Source organism: Pseudomonas syringae KCTC 12500 (assembly GCF_000507185.2).
GTDB classification, from domain to species: Bacteria; Pseudomonadota; Gammaproteobacteria; order Pseudomonadales; family Pseudomonadaceae; genus Aquipseudomonas; species Aquipseudomonas syringae.
This window is the reverse complement of sequence record NZ_AYTM02000002.1, coordinates 1,341,453-1,358,577: the sequence shown is the minus strand read 5'-3', so window position 1 is coordinate 1,358,577 and position 17,125 is coordinate 1,341,453. Positions and strand designations below refer to the sequence as shown.

Genomic DNA, 17,125 nt, shown 5'->3' with positions numbered 1-17,125 from the left:
TCCTCAGGCGGCGTTCTTGAGTTTCGGGTCCAGCGCATCGCGCAGACCGTCGCCCATCAGGTTGATTGCCAGCACGCTGAGCAAAATGGTCAGACCGGGCAGGCTCACGACCCACCAGGCACGTTCGATGTAGTCGCGCGCTGAGGCGAGCATGGTGCCCCACTCAGGCGTCGGTGGCTGTACGCCCAGACCCAGGAAGCCCAGCGCAGCGGCGTCGAGAATCGCCGACGAGAAGCTCAGGGTGGCCTGAACGATCAGCGGTGCCATGCAGTTGGGCAGCACGGTGATGAACATCAGGCGCGGCAGGGTGGCACCGGCCAGACGGGCAGCCGTCACGTAGTCGCGGTTCAGCTCGCCCATTACCGCAGCGCGGGTCAGACGAACATAAGAAGGCAGCGACACGATGGCGATGGCGATCACGGTGTTGATCAGGCCAGGGCCGAGAATCGCCACGATGGCCACAGCCAGCAGCAGCGAGGGCAGGGCCAGCATGATGTCCATCAGGCGCATGACCGAAGGGCCGAGCACGCGAGGGAAGAAGCCCGCCAGCAGACCCAGCAGAATGCCGGGGATCAGCGACATGACCACCGATGCCAGACCGATCAGCAGCGACAGGCGCGAACCCTGGATCAGGCGTGACAGCAGGTCGCGGCCCAGTTCGTCGGTGCCGAGGATGAATTGCCATTGACCGCCTTCGAGCCACACCGGCGGCGTCAGCAGGAAGTCGCGGTATTGCTCGCTCGGGTCATGGGGGGCAGCCCACGGCGCGAACAGGGCGCAGAACACGATCAGGGTCATGAACATCAGACCGGCAACCGCGCCTTTGTTTTTCGAGAAGGCTTGCCAGAATTCTTTGTACGGGGATGGGTAAAGCAGGCTTTGATCGACTGCTACCGCAGGAGTAGGGGTGCTCATATCGATGATCTCAGCGCTGGTGACGAATGCGTGGGTTGGCAAAGCCGTAGAGGATATCCACCACGAAATTGACCAGGATCACCAGACAGGCGATCAGCAGAATGCCGTTTTGCACGACCGGGTAGTCCCGGGCGCCAATGGCCTCGATCAACCACTTGCCGATACCCGGCCAGGAGAAGATCGTTTCGGTCAGTACCGCACCGGCCAGCAGCGTACCGATTTGCAGACCGAACACGGTCAGTACCGGAATCAGCGCGTTGCGCAGGCCGTGAACGAAGACCACACGGGCAGGCGACAGGCCTTTGGCACGAGCGGTACGCACGTAGTCTTCACGCAGCACTTCGAGCATCGACGAGCGGGTCATCCGGGCGATCACCGCCAGCGGGATGGTGCCCAGCACGATGGCCGGCAGAATCATGTGGTGCAGGGCATCGAGGAACGAACCCTGTTCGTCACTGAGCAGCGTGTCGATCAGCATGAAGCCGGTGACTGGCGGAATGTCGTACAGCAGGTCGATCCGCCCGGAAACCGGGGTCCAGCCCAGCGTTACCGAGAAGAACATGATGAGGATCAGGCCCCACCAGAAGATCGGCATGGAATAACCGGCGAGGGAAATCCCCATGACCCCATGGTCGAACAGGGACCCTCGCTTGAGGGCGGCGATCACCCCGGCCAGCAGGCCGAGAATACCCGCGAAAATCAGCGCCGCCAGCGACAACTCCAGGGTTGCCGGGAACAGCGAAGTGAATTCGGACCAGACACTGGTGCGCGTACGCAATGATTCACCGAGGTCGCCCTGGGCGAGCTTGCCGATGTAATCGATGTACTGGGCGTAGAGGGGTTTGTTCAGACCCAGACGTTCCATGGCCTGAGCGTGCATTTCCGGATCGACACGGCGCTCACCCATCATGACTTCGACCGGGTCGCCCGGAATCAGACGAATCAGGGCGAAGGTCAATAAGGTGATGCCGAAGAAAGTGGGTATCAGCAACCCCACTCGGCGGGCGATAAAACTAAACATCTTGGTGTGTACCTCATCAGCCGGTTAGGCGTGCTCCGGCGAGTCTCGGGTTATGAGCTCGCCGGATTATTTTTCTACTTCACCCTGGTAGTGGTGAAGTTGTTATTGGTCAGCGGGCTTATTTGAAAGCCTTCGACATCTTTGCGCATTGCAACGAACAGTTTCGGGTAAGCCAGGCTGATCCAGGGCTGTTCGTGATTGAACACTTGTTGAGCCTGCTTATAGAGGGCGGCACGTTTCTCTGGTTCGGTTATTTTCCGGGCTTGAGTGATTGCGTCCTCGAACGCCTTGTTGCACCAGCGGGCATAATTCTCGCCATTTTTGGCCGCGTCGCAGCTCAGGTTGGGGGTCAGGAAGTTATCCGGATCGCCATTGTCGCCAGCCCACCCTGCAAACACCATGTCATGTTCACCTTTTTTGGCGCGCTTGAGCATTTCGCCCCATTCCATGATGCGAATGTCTATCTTGATCCCGACCTTGGCCATGTCCGATTGAAGCATCTGTGCGCCTACCATCGGGTTCGGGTTGGTCACTGCGCCGCCATTTCGAGCAAACAGGGTGAACACCTGACCCTCAGGTACGCCGGCTTCCTTGAGCAGTGCACGGGCCTTGTCAGGATCGTATGCAGGGCTCTTGCTGTCGGTGTCGTAACCCATCATGGTTGGTGGATACGGGCCGACACCCTCCGTGGCCTTGCCTTCGCCAAACAGTGCCCTGATGTACGATTTCTTGTCGAAGGCCAGATTGATCGCCTGCCGCACGCGCACATCGCTCAGGTATTTGTGCGAGGTGTTCATGGCCAAGTAGCTGGTCATCATGGACTCCATCTCGGCGATCTTGAGATTGGGGTCGGCCTTGATGTTGGCAATATCGTCAGGTTTTGGGTAAAGCGCAACCTGACATTCATTCGCCTTGAGCTTTTGCAGGCGTGTGTTGTTGTCCAGAGTGATGGCAAAGATCAGCGCTTCACTCGGCACTTTGCCTTTCCAGTAATTCGGGTTGGCTTTATAGCGGACTTGGGCGTCCTTGGCATAGCGAGTCAGGATGAACGGGCCGGTGCCAATCGGTTTGCTGTTGAGCTCGGCGGTCTTGTTGCTCTTGAGCAACTGGTCGGCGTATTCGGCGGAATAGATCGAGGTGAACGGCATCGCCAGATCACGCAGGAATGGCGACTCGGGATGCGTAAGGGTGAGCTTGACGGTGGAGTCGTCAACTTTTTCGACGTCCTTGAGCAGGTCCTGGAAGCCCATGCTTTCGAAATAGGGGTAGCCGACCAGCGAAAGTGCGTGCCACGGATGCTTGGGGTCCAACTGGCGCTTGAAGCTCCAGACCACGTCATCGGCATTCATTTCGCGGGTGGGCTTGAAGTAGTCGGTGGTGTGGAATTTGACGCCCTTTCGCAGTTTGAAAGTGTACGTCAGACCGTCGGGGCTGATCTCCCAGCTTTCAGCCAGGCCCGGTACGGTATCAGTGGTGCCTGGGGTGAAAGCTACCAGGCGTTCAAGAATGGTTTCGGCCGAGGCATCTGCCGTGACGGCGGTCGTGTACTGCACGATATCGAAACCTTCAGGGCTCGCCTCGGTGCAGACCACCAGCGGTTTGGCCGAAACGGTTGCGGCGGCGCTGAGCAGCGCAATGGCAATCGACGCGCGGAGCGATAGCAGTTTCAATAGAAGCCTCCTTGTTAATCGAATAAGCCGTGACTGACTGTGTGTCAGTCACGGCTACGGGACCACTTAAAGAATGTTGAACGGAACAGTGGTCACCAGGCGGAATTCGTTGATGTTGCCATCAGCCTGATTCTCGCTGGCGCGGTGAGTGGTGTACGTGGCGCGGATCGCAGTAGCCTTGAGCGGGCCGGACTGCACTGAGTACGATGAACCGATACCGTATTCGTAGTGAGTCTCGCCGTCCATTGCGTTTACGCCGCTCGCTGTCCGGACACCATTGATTGTCTGGACGTCGCCATAGACGTTGCCTTTGTATTTGGTACCGTCGATGTCCCAGCCACGTGCCTGGTAGATGTTGAATTTCAGGCCCGGCACGCCGTATTCGGCCATGTTCAGTACATAGGCGATCTGCAGGGACTTCTCGTTCGGGCCGTTGAAGTCCGAGAGCAGGGAGTTGGCCAGGAAGATCGCGTTGGTATCGTGCGCATAGTCGAAGTACTCATCGCCAGACACTTGCTGATAGGCAAGGCTGATGCTGTGAGCGTTATGCGTACCGGTGAAGGACAGGCTGTAGGTGTCGTTGTCGATAGGGCCTTGTTTGCTTTGACCCGAGTCCTTGGTTTTGTAGTAGTTCAGGTTGGTGCTGAGCGCCAGTGCCTTGCTGTCACCCAGTTCGTGGGTGAAGCCGAAGTAGTACTGGTGCCAGAAGTCTTCCAGGTTCGATGCATAAAAGCTGGTTGTCAGGCTGTCGGTCGGCTTGTAGTCAGCGCCGAACATGTCCAGACGGTCGGCGGTCTGGCTGCGATCACCGTACTCGGAGCGGAACTTGTCCAGACTCTGTTCCATACGTGGCGACACGCGGTCGAAACTACCTGCTTGAAAGGACAGGTTATTCAGCTCATCGCTCTGTACGGCAACACCCTGGAAGCTGGACGGCAGTGCGCGGTTACCGATGAAGGCGATGACCGGGGTGTTCACCGATTGGCGACCCATGGTCAGGACGGTGTTGGAAACCCGCGCCTTGACGTTGCCCAGGCCCATCTTGCTCCACTGACCGACTGCATCGCCGTCGCTGTGTGCCAGGGTACGGTTGGAGTTGCCGGCAAAGTCATCGGTATCACGGTCCAGCGCAATGGCGTTGTACAGCGCCAGTTCGGTGGAGAAACCTACAACGCCCTGCGTATAACCGGAGGTGTAGTTGACGATCGTGCCCTGCTGCCAGTTGATGCGACGCGAGGTCTGCTCGGCAACGCCGTTGTCGTTGTAGCGGAACACTTCGCCGCGGCGCTTGAGTTCATTGGCGTACCAGTTACGGGTCGTGCCGGTCAGGTGTTGATCTTCGATAAAGCCGTTGGCGTCGGCCTGTGCATTCTTTGAACTCAGCTCGGTCGGTACGAACGCCTGGCTTGCCGGTTCAGCCTGAACCAGTGCGCCAAACGACGAGAGAGACAATGCCAATAACGCAGTGCTAGTTGTTTTCACGATGTGCAGCTCCCTTTATTACTTTTTTATATGCCAGTTCTTTGAGCCTGGCTTTTGGTGGTGCAGGACTTTGGGTCCTGCGTTGTTATAGGTATCGACGCGCAAGTGCCCGCTCTCGCCGCGACACAAGACGGCGAGGGCGTGCGGGGTTTTCGATCAATCGACGATGCTGACGCCTGAGAAGTTATTGCGACCGAACGGGCTAACGTGGAAGTCCCTGACCTCGGCGCGCAATGGCTGATTGACGGTCGAGTGGGCAACCTGTGTGATCGGCACCTGCTCTTTGAGGTAGCGCTGCGCCTGTTGGTACAGGTCGGTACGCTTCGCGCGGTCAGTGGTCGCAACCGCGGCCTTGACCAGTTGGTCGTATTTTTCGTCGCACCACATCGAGTAGTTGTTGCCGCCAATCGCCGCGCAGCTGTAAAGCGTGCCCAGCCAGTTGTCCGGGTCACCGTTGTCGCCGGTCCAGCCGATCAGCGAGATATCGTGCTCGCCATTTTTGGTGCGTTTGAGGTATTCGCCCCATTCGTAACTGACGATCTTGACCTTGATGCCGACCTTGGCCCAGTCGGCCTGAAGCATTTCTGCCATCAGCTTGGCGTTGGGGTTGTAAGGACGCTGAACCGGCATGGCCCACAGGGTCAGTTCGGTGCCTTCCTTGACGCCAGCGGCACGCAACAGGGTCCTGGCTTTTTCCGGGTCATAGGGCGCGTCCTTGATGGTGGTGTCATAGGACCACTGGGTCGGTGGCATGGCGTTGACCGCCAGCTGCCCCGCACCTTGGTAAACCGCGTTGATGATTGCCTTCTTGTTGACGGCCATGTCCAGCGCCTGACGTACTTCCAGCCTGCCCAAAGGTTCGTGGCGTACGTTGTAGGAAATGTAGCCGAGGTTGAAGCCAGGCTTCTCGATGATCTGCAGGCTTTTGTCTGCCTTGAGGCTGGCGAGGTCTGCCGGGCGCGGGTTGACCGAGACCTGGCACTCGTTGGCCTTGAGCTTTTGCATGCGCGCAGAGGCGTCGGTCACGATGGCGAAGATCAATTGGTCGATTTTCACCCGGCTCGGGTCCCAGAAATCCTTGTTGCCCTTGTAGCGAATCTGCGAATCCTTCTGATAGCGCTGAAACACGAATGGCCCTGTACCGATAGGCTGCTGGTTGATGTCGCGCACGTCACCCTTGGCCATCAGTTGCTCGGCGTACTCGGCGGAGAGAATGCCGGCGAAGTTCATCGCGATGTTCTGGATGAATGCCGCATCGACCGTATTGAGGGTGAACACGACGGTCAGCGGGTCGGTCTTCTCGACGGACTTGATCTTCTTGTTCAGGCCCATGCTGGTGAAGTAGGGGAACTCGGTCGGGTAAGCGACACGGAACGGATGATCGGGCTTGAGCATGCGATTGAAGGTGAACAGCACGTCGTCGGCGTTGAAGTTACGGCTGGGCTTGAAGTTCTTGTTGCTGTGGAACTTCACACCCTCGCGCAGATGAAACGTGTAGACCAGACCGTCTTTCGAGATGTCCCAGGAAGTCGCCAGCGCTGGAACCACGGTGGTATCGCCTTGCTTGAATTCGGTGAGTCGGTTGTAGATCGGCTCGGATGCATCGTTATCGGTGGAGGAGGTGTATTGCGCACCGTCGAAGCCAGCCGGGCTCGCTTCGGAGCAAAACACCAGATTGCTTGCCGCCTGGGCAAACGGGGCCAGTGCCAACAGTCCCAGGCACGACGTCATCGCAAGAGTTTTACGCATGATGATCCCTATCCTCGAAGGATGAGCCGAGGCTCGAATGTCTAACTGACCCAAAGGCGTCGCCCCACGCAACTTCGCATGACATGCCCGGCACACCTGGACACGAAGCGACGGGCTTCCTGCCATTGCCGTTGCCCTTCGACGGTAAGTCGTCAGAGGTCCGCGGTATATAGGCTCGAAGGCTGCAAAGCTCGTAGGAAATATCTTAGTGATAGTAGAAGAATGCCGTTATCGGCACTTTTTCAACCCATCGCTCGGGGCTTATATTCAAGTAGAGCGGTTTGCTGCGCCGGGTGAGCGGCGCAGCAAACAGTCGCGTTTACTTGCCGCTCACGCTCACACCGTAAAAGGAGTTCAAGCCAAACGGGCTGATCTTGAAGTCCTGCACGCTGGTACGCATGGGTTGATAGACCGTCGAGTGCGCAATAGGCGTCATTGGCACGGCGTCTTTCAGGAGGTGTTGCGCCTGTTTGTACAGCTCGGTGCGCTTGGCCTGATCGGCCTGATCGGCCTGATGGATCAGCGTGTCGAACGGCTTGTCGCACCATTTGGCAAAGTTGTTGCCATTCAGGGCGTCGCAGCCGAACAGGGTGCCGAGCCAGTTGTCCGGGTCACCATTGTCACCGCTCCAGCCAATCAGCATGGCGCCGTTCTCGCCATTCTTGGCGCGCTTGATGTACTCGCCCCATTCATAGCTGACGATCTTGGCGTTGATACCGATCTTCTTCCAGTCGGACTGGAGCATCTCGGCCATCAGTTTGGCGTTCGGGTTGTAAGGACGCTGAACCGGCATCGCCCACAGGGTGATTTCGGTGCCTTCCTTGATGCCGGCTTCCTTGAGCAGTTGGCGAGCCTTCTCGGGATCGTACTTGGCGTCCTTGATGGTGGTGTCATAGGACCACTGGGTCGGCGGCATGGCGTTGACCGCCAATTGACCTGCACCCTGGTAAACCGAGTCGATGATCTGCTGCTTGTTGACCGCCATGTCCAGTGCCTGACGCACTTTCAACTGAGCCAGCGGGTTTGGATGATCTTCGCCCTTGATCTCAGGCATCACGTTGTAGGCGATGTAACCCAGGTTGAAGCCTGCCTGATCGGGCATCTTCAGGTTCTTGTCGGCCTTGAGCGGTTCGAGATCGGCAGGGCGCGGATAAGCGGTGATCTGGCATTCGTTTTTCTTGAGCTTCTGCATGCGCACCGATGCATCGGTGGTGATGGCGAAGATCAGGTTGTCGACCTTGACGTCTTCAGGCTTCCAGTAGTCCTTGTTGCCGGTGTAACGGATGTTGGAGTCTTTCTGGTAGCTCTTGAACACGAACGGGCCAGTGCCGATCGGCTGCTGGTTGATCAGCTCCGGCTTGCCTTCCTTGAGCAGCTTGGCAGCGTATTCTGCGGACTGGATGGACGCGAAGCTCATCGCCATGTTCTGGATGAACGCGGCGTCGACCTTGCCCAGAGTGAACTTGACGGTGTGGTCGTCGATCTTCTCGATTTTGGTGATGTTGGTGTCCATCGCCATATCGGTGAAGTAAGGGAATTCGGTCGGATACGCTTTGCGGTAAGGCATGTCCTTGTCGATCATGCGATTGAACGTGAACAGCACGTCATCGGCATTGAATTCACGGGTCGGCTTGAAGTACGGCGTGGTGTGGAATTTGACGCCTTCGCGAAGATGGAAGGTATACGTCAGGCCATCTTCGGAGATGTCCCATTTGGTCGCCAGGCCCGGCACTACGGCGGTGCCGCCGCGCTCAAACTGACTCAGGCGGTTGAAGATGGTCTCTGCCGAGGCGTCGAAGTCAGTACCTGTGGTGTATTGACCTGGATCGAAGCCGGCAGGGCTGCCCTCGGAACAGAACACCAGATTCGATGCAGCGTGAGCGAAAGGTGCGCTGGCGAGCAGGCTGGCGCCGATCAGAAACGGAATGACCGCGTGTTTGAGCATGGTTGCCTCAGTTGTTGTCATTTTTGATTAGAGGGAACGACCTCGTGAGCCGATCCGTCCGATACTTATGCAGGGGCCATACCCAAAGCAAGACAGTGAGGCGAAAGAAGCGACAAAGAGTGGCACGATCGTACAGGAATGTCGCGAAAGTGTAACTTTCTTGAGAGTTGATCGTTTGCGCGACGCTTTTTCGATTGTTTCGCGCACCAATAAGGCGCAACCGGGTGAGAAAAATGCACCCGGTTGGAGCCGTGTTGTTACTTCACTGTTCCCAGGCTGACACCATAAAAGGGTGTCAGGCCGAAGGGACTGATCTTGAAGTCCTGCACTTCCTGACGCATTGGCTGAAACACCTTGGAGTTGGCAATCGGGGTGATTGGCACCTGCTGCTTGAGAATGTGCTGAGCCTGCTGATAGAGCTTGATGCGCTCATCGCGGTCGCTGGTCAGCTTGGCCTGCTGCACCAGCTTGTCGTAAGCCGGGTCGCACCATTTGGCGTAGTTGCTGCCTTTGACGGCTGCGCAGCTGTAAAGCACGCCGAGCCAGTTGTCGGGGTCGCCGTTGTCACCGGTCCAGCCGTAGATCATTGCGTCATGTTCGCCGGCCTTGGCGCGCTTGATGTATTCGCCCCATTCATAGCTGACGATGTTGGCCTTGATACCGATCTTCTCCCAGTCGGACTGGATCATCTGTGCTGACATGCGTGCGTTGGGGTTCGACGCGCGCTGGACGGTCATGGCCCACAGGTCGATTTTGGTACCCGGCGCCACACCTGCTTCCTTGAGCAGTTGTCTGGCTTTGGTCAGGTCGTGCGGAGCATCCTTGATGGTCGGATCGAAGCTCCACTGACCCGGCGGCAGGGCATTTTCAGCCAGTTGGCCTGCGCTCTGATAAACCGCTTTGATGATCGCCGGTTTGTCGATGGCCATGTCCAGCGCCTGACGCACCTTGAGCTGGTCCAGCGGCGGATGCGTGACGTTGTAGGCCAGGAAGCCCAGGTTGAAGCCGGGCTGGCTGAGGACCTTGAGTTTCGGGTCCTTTTTCATCTCCTCGATGTCCTGCGGACGCGGGTAGCCGCTGACCTGGCATTCGTTGGCCTTGAGCTTCTGCAGACGCACGGCGGCATCGCTGCTGATCGAGAAGATCAGGTTGTCGATCTTTACATCCTCCGGCTTCCAGTACTCGGTGTTGCCGGCGTAACGGATCTGCGAATCCTTCTGGTAGCGCTTGAAGACGAACGGGCCAGTGCCGATGGGCTTCTGGTTCAAGTCCTCGGCCTTGCCTTCCTTGAGCAGTTTGTCTGCGTACTCGGCAGACTGGATGGAGGCGAAGCTCATGGCCAGGTTCTGCACGAAGGCCGCATCGATGTTGTTCAGGGTGAACTTGACGGTCAGCGGGTCGACTTTCTCGACGCTCTTGATCGTCGTATTCAGGCCCATGTCGGTGAAATAGGGCGACTCGGAAGGATATGCCTTGCGGAACGGGTGGTTGGCATCGAGCAGACGATTGAACGTGAACAGCACGTCATCGGCGTTGAACGTACGAGTCGGGGTGAAATAATCCGTGGTGTGGAATTTCACGCCGTCGCGCAGGTGAAACGTGTAGGTCAGGCCATCCGGCGAAACGTCCCAGCGCGTGGCCAGGCCCGGCTCCACTTCCGTACCGCCACGCTTGAACTGGGTCAGACGGTTGAAAACGGTTTCGGCCGAGGCATCGAAGTCGGTGCCGCTGGTGTACTGGCTGGGGTCGAAACCGGCAGGGCTGGCTTCAGAGCAATACACCAGCGTGCTTGCCGCTTGGGCCAAAGGTGCGCAGGCCAGCAGTGCAGTGGTCAGCAGCAGCGGTTTGAAAAGTGTGTGTCCCATGGATCCCTCGCGTGGTACGGCAGTAACCGTGCTTGAAAGTCGACAATCAGGTAGACAACGGATAGTGCCGTACTTGGTCGGGGTCGGACAATACGCTTACTTGCCGGTAATCCTCGTCCAAAGGTCTGCCAGTGAAACACTTTCAAAAAACACGCTCAGAAAATCGCTGCCGTCCTGGCTGAAACGCTGCAAGTCCTTTTTCGCGCTGTGCTGCAATTGAAGTCTGGACTGGTCCAGCTCGCTCTTGAGCGTCGCCCGCTCGACCTGTTCGGGATTGGCCTCGGCCCATTCCCGGACAATCGAGTCCTGCCAATCGCAGTCCATGGGGTGAGTGAAGAACCGCGTTGCAACCTGGACCGGATGTTCGGCGCCTTCCTTGCCATGCCACTGGCCCAGAACTGCCTGACCTACTTGCAGCACGGCCGTTCTTGCCAGTCTTGCGGCAAGTGTGTGCAGCGGGTGCTGCGCATGATCCTTGGCCAGTTGCGAATGTGACGGATCGGTCGAGCCGCTGCTATTGGGGTCTTCATCAAGCAGGGTCTGCAGGTCGTCGACGCTGTTGCCAAGCCAGATGGCCAGACTTTGCATGACGACGCCGAATGCATTGCCAAGCAATCGCCCTGGCGTACCGATGAAAGCGTAGAACTGTTCGACCTGTTCGGAGAACGGCTGGCTGGCCCATTGGTCCCGCGCGTCGAGAAAGGCCTCGTAACCCGCGAGCAGTCGCGGGTCAGGGTGCTCGCTCAGAACGATCTGAATAATCTGGTCGCGTTCGTAACGTTCCCCAGCCTTGATCGCTTCGAACGGCTTTTCATCTGTCGAGAACATAATCCTGCCAAGCGGCGCAGCGAGGCTGGCGATGATATCGCTGCCGCTGAACGTACCGGTTACCAGAGGCAAACGGTGCTTGCAGTCTGCTTCGGACGTCCACGGCAGAATGCGCTCATGGCCGAGTTTGATCAGGCTGAGTTCGGCGAAGTTGGAGTGGGCGAAGAAGTCTTCGAGAATGTGCAGCGCCGAGCCCATGTCACGTAGACCGTCGGTAGACCCTGGGCCGCCATTGACCGCCGATTCCAGCCCCGCAGCCATTACCTGCACCGAGCGCTGAATGTAGCGCTTCATTGAGGTGTCGGGGTCGACCTTCAATAGCGGATCGTCGGGCAGCACCCAGGCGTCGAAGTCGGCGTCGCGTTCCTTTGGGTTGGCCGGTTTGGGGTCAGGGGTTCTGGGGTTGTCGATGTGTTCAGCAGGGCGATAGACGCCGAGTCGCTCTGCGGTCACCACGAAGCGCGAGCGGTCTGTCTTCATCAGATCGGTGAATTCCTTGACTGCCAGTACGTCCACGATACGCGTCAGTGCGTCACGCGAAAGCAGGTCAGGGAAGCTTTTCGGCATGCTTGTCGCCCTGACGATTTTTGGATCGAGCAATTGCGAATAGTCGCGCAGCCAGTTGCCGAAATAGATCGCGCGGATTTCCTCAGGTCTGAAGCCGGCAGATTCGAGAACGCTCTCGATGGCACCGTGAGTATGTGTGTGTTCGTCGCCTTCACCGGCTTCGAATCTTAAGGGGATTGGAAGCGGCTCGCGGTAGGTATTCATGTTCTGATCAATGACAGCCGCAGGGTTGCGGGAAGCGTTATGCGGGGGATTCATCCTTGATTCCTTGATGGCAATGCGCGCTTTGGCCGGGTCACTCAGCCAGGGCGACAGTGTTCGAAAGTGAGACGGCAAGTTTCGCGAGCCGCGAGCTCACCGACAATCAGGCAGCGCATCAGCAAACGTAGGAGATTGCCGAGGAAGAAAGGGAGAAAGGAGGTGGGGCGTGGAAAAGGGCGGTAGTCGACACTACCGCCCTGTCATTCAAGGAATCGCGACTTCGATCACACCATCCGCCGCGACGCTGACCTGGCTGGTGCCTGCTTCGACGTCGGGCGTCGGCGCTGCGTCTTCACGCAACGACTTGGCCATCATCATGACCGGCGCGCGCAGATACGGCTGCGGGTAGCCCGAGGTGTTCAGGTTCAGGTTGACCAGCTTGTAGCCTGTACCGCCCAGCGCCTCGGTGACCAGTTGTGCACGAGCCTTGAACGCAGTCACGGCGTCCTTGAGCAGGGCGTCTTCGCTGGTCTTGCGCGTCGATGGCGAAATCGAGAAGTCCATACCGCCCATTTTCAGGTCGGTCAGCAACTCGCCGGTCAGCTTGGACAGCACGGCAAAGTCTGCACTTTCCAGGCGCAGTTCGGCGCGTTCACGCCAGCCGGTGATCTTCTGGCCTTTATCGTCGTAGACCGGGTAGCTATTGCGGCTGCCCTGGCGGATCTTCACGTCCTTGACCTGGCGCGCCTGTCCCAGCGCCTTGTTCAGCGTCTCGGTGATCTGCGCAGCCAGTTTGGCCGGATCGCTGTCCTGCGCTTCGGTGTACAGCGTGACGAGCATCAGGTCGCGCTGCACCTCCTGGTTGACCTCTGCGCGCAATGAAATCTGGTTGTAACGGGCTTCTTCAGCCATGGCGGGCAGGCTGGACAAAGCAGCGGCCAGCGCGACGAGGGTGGCGGCAGGGCGAAGGTTGAACATGAGAGCTCCTTGTTATCAAACGGCCTCCGACGGTGGTCGGGCGGCGCAAAGTGTTGTGACTGTAGCGCTTTGGTCCTGTTCCTGCGACGGCCGAGTGCTTCGGTGTGCGGTGCGTTGACGCACTTTTCCAGTTTTGCCTCCCGCTTGGTTATACTCGCTACGATCCGCCTGGAGCACTCATCAGGAGAGCTCATGCTCGCCCCCGTTCAAATGCTTTCAGCCACACGGCAAAACCTGTGGCGCCTGACATTCATCCGTATTCTGGTGCTGGCCGCGCAGGCCGGCTCGGTCGGTATGGCCTGGCTGTTCGACTTTCTGCCGTTGCCTTGGCTGCAGTTGTCGATCACTTTGGGGTGCTCGCTGGTGCTCTGCGGGCTGACGGTCATTCGTCTGCGCACCTCGCTGCCGCTCACCGAGCTTGAATATGCACTGCAACTGGCGCTGGACCTGCTGATCCACAGTGCGCTGCTGTATTACTCGGGTGGCTCGGCCAACCCGTTCGTTTCCTATTATCTGGTGCCGCTGACCATTGCCGCCGCCACGCTGCCGTGGCGTTACTCGCTGATTCTGTCCGGCTTTGCGCTGAGCATGTACACCTTGCTGATGGTGCGTTCCTATCCGCTGGAAACCGATTCCATCGCCCGGGAAAACATGCAGATCTACGGCATGTGGCTGAGCTTTGCATTGGCCGCTGCGGTGATTACCTTCTTTGCTGCGAAGATGGCAGAAGAGTTGCGTCGCCAGGAGCAACTGCGTGCCGAGCGTCGCGAAGAAGGCCTGCGTGATCAGCAGTTGCTCGTCGTCGCGACCCAGGCCGCAGGGGCCGCCCATGAATTGGGAACGCCGCTGGCAACCATGAGCGTGCTGCTCAAGGAAATGCGCCAGGATCACAGCGACCCTGCGTTGCAGGATGACCTGTCCGTGCTGCAGGAGCAGGTCAAGCAGTGCAAGCAGACCCTGCAGCAACTGGTGCGCGCCGCCGAAGCCAATCGGCGCATGGCTGTCGAACATCAGCCCGCCACCCGCTGGCTGGACGAGTCCCTCAACCGCTGGCATCTGATGCGCCCGGAAGTGAGTTATCGTTTCTATCAATTGGGCAAAGGCGAGGCGCCGATGCTGGCGCCGCCGCCGGATCTGACCCAGGCACTGCTCAACCTGCTCAACAACGCTGCCGATGCCTGCCCCGATGGCCTTGAAGTCAATCTGGACTGGGACAGTGCGGAAATCTGCATCAGCATTCGCGACCATGGCGCGGGTGTGCCGCTGGCGATTGCCGAACAGATCGGCAAACCGTTCTTTACTACCAAGGGCAAAGGTTTCGGCCTGGGTCTGTTCCTGAGCAAGGCCAGCGTCACCCGTGCGGGTGGCTCGGTGAAGCTCTACAGTCATGAAGAAGGCGGTACGCTCACCGAGCTGCGCCTGCCCCGAGATACGCGAGGAGAAGAAGCATGAGTGACGATGACATCCAGGTCGAAGGCGAAGAGCTGCCGCACCTGTTGCTGGTCGATGACGACGCGACGTTCACCCGTGTGATGGCGAGGGCCATGAGCCGTCGTGGGTTTCGCGTGAGCACCGCCGGCTCGGCTGAAGAAGGGTTGGCCCTGGCGCAACAGGACATCCCCGAATACGCCGCGCTGGACCTGAAGATGGACGGCGATTCCGGTCTGGTGCTGCTGCCCAAGCTGCTGGAAATGGACCCGGACATGCGCGTGGTGATTCTCACCGGTTATTCGAGCATTGCCACGGCGGTCGAAGCGATCAAGCGCGGCGCGTGCAATTACCTGTGCAAACCGGCTGACGCTGACGACGTACTCGCGGCCCTGCTGTCCGAGCACGCCAACCTCGACACCCTGGTCCCCGAGAATCCGATGTCGGTGGATCGCCTGCAGTGGGAGCATATCCAGCGCGTGCTGACCGAGCACGAGGGCAATATTTCAGCGACCGCGCGGGCGCTGGGCATGCACCGCCGGACCTTGCAGCGCAAGTTGCAGAAGCGCCCCGTGCGGCGTTAATGAAGGTTTTTTCATAGTGATCGCGTAGGCGTTTTTTTGCTTCATTGTGCTCAGGCATCGTACGTTCAAAGAGAGCGAGCCTGAACCACATGAATCGCAATGCTGAATATTCTGCCGTCAACGATACTGTGCAAGGAGCATTTCTACCCCGCGTCTGGAAGCTGATAACGCCGTACTGGCGCAGTGAGGAAAAGACCACTGCCTGGCTGCTGCTGGTCTCGGTGATCGCGCTGTCGCTGTTCAGCGTGCAGGTCTCGGTATTCTTCAACAGCTGGTACCGAGACTTCTACAACGCTTTGCAAAACAAGGATCTTGCTGCGTTCACCCACCTGATCCTGTACTTCAGCGGCATCGCCGCGATCGCCATTCTGGCTGCGGTCTATCGCCTGTACCTGACCCAGTTGCTGACCATCCGCTGGCGTCGCTGGCTGACGGAGCAACACTTCGCGCGCTGGCTCGCCGACAAGAACTACTACCAGCTGGAGCAGGGTGGTTACACCGATAACCCTGACCAGCGTCTGTCCGAAGACCTCAATGAGTTCACCACCAGCACGCTCAGCCTGGGGCTGGGACTGATGAGCTCGGTGGTCAGTCTGGTGTCGTTTTCGGTAATTCTCTGGGGCGTGTCGGGCAGTATCGAGCTGTTCGGCGTGACCATTCCCGGCTACATGTTCTGGGCGGCCATGCTTTATGCACTGGTGGGCAGCCTGCTGACACACTGGATCGGCAAGCGGCTGATCCCGTTGAACAACCAGCAGGAGCGATTCGAGGCAGACCTGCGTTTCGCGCTGGTGCGTGTACGCGAAAACGCCGAAAGCATTGCCTTGTCCGAGGGTGAACGCAATGAAAACCAGCGCCTGAGCGGGCGCTTCATGATGATCTGGAATAACTTCCGGGCCTCGATGAAGGTCCAGAAACGGCTGACGTTCTTCACCTCGGGCTATTCGCAGATTGCGCTGATCTTTCCGTTCATCGTGGCCGCGCCACGGTATTTCGCCGGCAAGATCGAGCTGGGCGATCTGATGCAGATCAACTCGGCATTCGGCAACGTGCAGGAGAACTTCAGCTGGTTCATCAGCGCCTATAGCACGCTGGCGTCATGGCGCGCCACCAGCGACCGTCTGCTCAGCTTCCGCCAGGCCATGACTGACAATGAAGGTCGGCAGCCGGCCATCGAAAGAATTCACGCCAACGACACGCTGGACCTGCGCAATCTGGGCTTGAGCATCGCCGGTGGGCGTCAATTGCTGAGCGACGCCAGTCTGCAGGTCGGCGCGGGAGAGCGGGTGATGCTCAGCGGTCGCTCGGGCAGTGGCAAAAGCTCGTTGCTTAGGGCGCTGGGCGGTCTCTGGCCTGAGGGTTCGGGACAGATTCGCTTGCCCACCGGCACGGCGCTGTTTCTGCCGCAACGGCCTTACCTGCCCATCGGCACATTGCGTGAGGCGATGAGTTATCCACAACCCGCTGAACATTACCCGGCCCAGCGCTTTGCCGAGGTACTGGAGCAGTGCCGTCTGGCGCACCTGATACCACGTCTGGACGAAAGCAATCACTGGCAGCGCTTCCTCTCCCCGGGCGAGCAGCAGCGGGTGGCGTTCGCTCGCGCGCTGTTGGTCGCGCCGAACTGGCTGTATGTGGATGAGGCCACTTCGGCCATGGACGAAGATGACGAAGCGGCCATGCACCAGGCAGTCATCGACGGGCTACCGGGCATGACGCTGATCAGTGTCGGGCACCGCAGCAGCCTGAAACGCTTCCATGGCCGGCATGTGCGTGTCGAGGGCGGCAAATTGATCGAGCAAGCGTGATCAGCAACGTTTTGAGGTTGATGCTATAGGGGGCACGGCGCTTTTGAGGGTGTGATCATACAACCGCTGAGCTATGATTAGTCC

12 protein-coding genes are annotated in these 17,125 nt (G+C 58.7%); 3 read left to right on the top strand and 9 right to left on the bottom strand.

Translation table 11 applies throughout. The features are described from left to right. Positions 1-3 precede the first annotated feature (3 nt). From V476_RS06425 to V476_RS06385, 9 genes are all read right to left on the bottom strand, one after another. Positions 4-915 (bottom strand): ABC transporter permease subunit, encoded by a 912-nt coding sequence (locus V476_RS06425; RefSeq protein ID WP_024959297.1) that lies wholly within the window; start codon positions 913-915, stop codon positions 4-6. A 10-nt stretch (positions 916-925) separates the two neighbouring features. Further along, entirely contained in the window at positions 926-1,936 is a 1,011-nt protein-coding gene (locus tag V476_RS06420) for an ABC transporter permease subunit (protein ID WP_003400038.1), read from the bottom strand. Between the two features lie 74 nt (positions 1,937-2,010). Then, entirely contained in the window at positions 2,011-3,606 is a 1,596-nt protein-coding gene (locus V476_RS06415) for an ABC transporter substrate-binding protein (RefSeq protein WP_024959296.1), read from the bottom strand. Positions 3,607-3,672: 66 nt separating this feature from the next. Continuing rightward, entirely contained in the window at positions 3,673-5,088 is a 1,416-nt protein-coding gene (locus V476_RS06410) for an OprD family porin (RefSeq protein ID WP_003313762.1), read from the bottom strand. 156 nt (positions 5,089-5,244) lie between these two features. After that, complete coding sequence (locus V476_RS06405; RefSeq protein ID WP_024959295.1) at positions 5,245-6,837, bottom strand: ABC transporter substrate-binding protein; 1,593 nt, start codon at positions 6,835-6,837, stop codon at positions 5,245-5,247. 319 nt (positions 6,838-7,156) lie between these two features. Then, positions 7,157-8,782 (bottom strand): ABC transporter substrate-binding protein, encoded by a 1,626-nt coding sequence (locus V476_RS06400; protein ID WP_024959294.1) that lies wholly within the window; start codon positions 8,780-8,782, stop codon positions 7,157-7,159. A 257-nt stretch (positions 8,783-9,039) separates the two neighbouring features. Then, a complete protein-coding gene (locus tag V476_RS06395) occupies positions 9,040-10,647 on the bottom strand; it encodes an ABC transporter substrate-binding protein (RefSeq protein ID WP_024649438.1) in 1,608 nt (535 codons plus the stop codon). Positions 10,648-10,743: 96 nt separating this feature from the next. Then, a complete protein-coding gene (locus tag V476_RS06390) occupies positions 10,744-12,300 on the bottom strand; it encodes an HET-C-related protein (protein WP_024959293.1) in 1,557 nt (518 codons plus the stop codon). A gap of 207 nt (positions 12,301-12,507) precedes the next feature. Further along, on the bottom strand, positions 12,508-13,221 hold the full coding sequence (locus V476_RS06385) for an SIMPL domain-containing protein (RefSeq protein ID WP_003395099.1): 714 nt from the start codon (positions 13,219-13,221) through the stop codon (positions 12,508-12,510). 192 nt (positions 13,222-13,413) lie between these two features. Here V476_RS06385 and V476_RS06380 point away from each other — a divergent pair, with 192 nt between their 5' ends. The 3 genes from V476_RS06380 to V476_RS06370 all read left to right on the top strand — a co-directional run bounded on the left by V476_RS06380 (position 13,414) and on the right by V476_RS06370 (position 17,041). Next, complete coding sequence (locus V476_RS06380) at positions 13,414-14,673, top strand: ATP-binding protein (RefSeq protein ID WP_024959292.1); 1,260 nt, start codon at positions 13,414-13,416, stop codon at positions 14,671-14,673. Next, complete coding sequence (locus V476_RS06375) at positions 14,670-15,233, top strand: response regulator transcription factor (RefSeq protein WP_003395104.1); 564 nt, start codon at positions 14,670-14,672, stop codon at positions 15,231-15,233. The genes V476_RS06380 and V476_RS06375 overlap by 4 nt, the downstream gene beginning before the upstream one ends. Positions 15,234-15,322: 89 nt before the next feature. Then, positions 15,323-17,041 (top strand): ABC transporter ATP-binding protein/permease, encoded by a 1,719-nt coding sequence (locus V476_RS06370; RefSeq protein ID WP_024959291.1) that lies wholly within the window; start codon positions 15,323-15,325, stop codon positions 17,039-17,041. The last annotated feature ends 84 nt before the right edge of the window (positions 17,042-17,125 follow it).

Coding starts and splice junctions, on each gene's coding strand:
- V476_RS06425 (WP_024959297.1), bottom strand. CDS start 915: ATGAGCACCCCTACTCCTGCGGTAGCAGTCGATCAAAGCCTGCTTTAC.
- V476_RS06420 (WP_003400038.1), bottom strand. CDS start 1,936: ATGTTTAGTTTTATCGCCCGCCGAGTGGGGTTGCTGATACCCACTTTC.
- V476_RS06405 (WP_024959295.1), bottom strand. CDS start 6,837: ATGCGTAAAACTCTTGCGATGACGTCGTGCCTGGGACTGTTGGCACTG.
- V476_RS06400 (WP_024959294.1), bottom strand. CDS start 8,782: ATGCTCAAACACGCGGTCATTCCGTTTCTGATCGGCGCCAGCCTGCTC.
- V476_RS06395 (WP_024649438.1), bottom strand. CDS start 10,647: ATGGGACACACACTTTTCAAACCGCTGCTGCTGACCACTGCACTGCTG.
- V476_RS06390 (WP_024959293.1), bottom strand. CDS start 12,300: ATGAATCCCCCGCATAACGCTTCCCGCAACCCTGCGGCTGTCATTGAT.
- V476_RS06385 (WP_003395099.1), bottom strand. CDS start 13,221: ATGTTCAACCTTCGCCCTGCCGCCACCCTCGTCGCGCTGGCCGCTGCT.
- V476_RS06380 (WP_024959292.1), top strand. CDS start 13,414: ATGCTCGCCCCCGTTCAAATGCTTTCAGCCACACGGCAAAACCTGTGG.
- V476_RS06375 (WP_003395104.1), top strand. CDS start 14,670: ATGAGTGACGATGACATCCAGGTCGAAGGCGAAGAGCTGCCGCACCTG.
- V476_RS06370 (WP_024959291.1), top strand. CDS start 15,323: ATGAATCGCAATGCTGAATATTCTGCCGTCAACGATACTGTGCAAGGA.